General features: G+C 40.1%; 1 protein-coding gene and 1 pseudogene. One reads left to right on the forward strand and one right to left on the reverse strand.

Annotation, left to right across the window (positions count from 1 at the left end; all coding sequences use genetic code 11):
- A pseudogene (locus tag AC06OU_RS11950) lies at positions 1–191 on the reverse strand (hypothetical protein); the annotation flags it as partial.
- Between the two features lie 198 nt (positions 192–389).
- Between AC06OU_RS11950 and AC06OU_RS11955 the strand changes: the two are divergent.
- On the forward strand, positions 390–1,529 hold the full coding sequence (locus AC06OU_RS11955) for a zinc-dependent alcohol dehydrogenase (protein ID WP_475856026.1): 1,140 nt from the start codon (positions 390–392) through the stop codon (positions 1,527–1,529).
- The last annotated feature ends 109 nt before the right edge of the window (positions 1,530–1,638 follow it).

Genomic DNA, 1,638 nt, shown 5'->3' on the forward strand with positions numbered 1-1,638 from the left:
CGTTTAGACATCCATAAAGATATTACAGCAAGTATAATACCGATAATTGATAAAATACTAAAAATAGTAATTCCAAGGTAAATATCAGCATTCGGTCCTCTTTGTATATAGAAAAAAATAATACTTACTATCACGGGCAATATAGATAAAATACCTAAAACTTTCCCTGCTTTGCTTTTATCCAAAATCATAATCCCCCCTTACCGCTCATTATAATCCAAAATTATCCATCTCACAAATCGATTGGGTCCCCCGTGACTTGGTGTTGACCGTATATAAATTTAATGATTTTACACCATGAAATATTGATGGTTTTATAGGTGTATTTTCTTGTTACATAGTAAATAACTACAAAATGACTTACATCTTATTTTGTAGGAGGAATCCGTTTGAAAGCAGTAACATATCAAGGTGCAAAAGATGTGCAAGTAAAAGAAGTACCGGACGTAAAGATTGAAAAGCCGGATGATATTATCGTTCGTATTACATCAACGGCCATTTGCGGTTCAGATCTCCATATTTACCGTGGGACAATGCCAACAAGAGAAGGATTTGTTATCGGACATGAACCGATGGGCATTGTGGAAGAGGTTGGACCTGACGTGACAAAAGTTAAGAAAGGCGACCGGGTTGTTATTCCTTTTAATGTCTCTTGTGGGGAGTGCTTCTACTGTCAAAATGAAATGGAAAGTCAGTGTGATAACTCCAATGATAATCCAGCCCTTGACTCCGGCGCTTATTTTGGCTATACCGACCGTTATGGTAATTTTCCCGGTGGACAGGCTGAATACTTACGTGTACCGTATGGAAATTTCATCCCGTTTAAAGTACCTGAATCATGTGAATTAGAGGATGAAGCACTGCTATTTATATCGGATGTATTGCCAACTGCTTATTGGAGTGTTGAGCATGCAGGCGTTAAAAAGGGTGATACTGTGATTGTACTCGGCTCTGGTCCAGTTGGTTTAATGGTCCAAAAGTTTGCTTGGATGAAGGGTGCAAGTCGCGTGCTAGTAGTAGATCCTCTTTCATACCGTCTAGAGCATGCAAAACGGGCGAATAATGTAGAAATATTCAACTTTGATGAATTTGATGATATTGGCAGCCATCTTCATGAAATTACACATGGCGGTGCAGAAGTTGTCATTGACTGCGTAGGGATGGACGGTAAAATGTCGATGTTTGAGAAGGTAGGGCAAAAACTAAAGTTGCAAGGTGGGACTTTAAGTGCGATTGATATCGGCATTAAGGCTGTGAGAAAGTTCGGGACTATTCAGCTGACTGGCGTATACGGCTCGATGTACAATATGTTCCCTCTTGGCAATATTTTCGAGCGCAATGTGACAGTGAAAATGGGCCAGGCACCAGCCATTCATTACAGCCAGATGCTATATGAGATGGTTGCCCAGGGGAAAATCGACCCAACAGAAATTATTACACATAAAATGCCGCTTTCAGAAGCAAGTGAAGCATATCGGATGTTTCACGACCACGAAGACCAAAGCATTAAGTTTATTTTAAAACCATAGACTCTATGTAACACTCGTGATCGGACTCTCCAGCGCTTGAAAGGTGCTAAGCAGGTACCTTTCAAGCGCATTTTTTCTTTTGGCTCTAGTGTCCAGGATATTTTAGGAT

The sequence above is a fragment of the Psychrobacillus sp. genome (genome assembly GCF_056205495.1).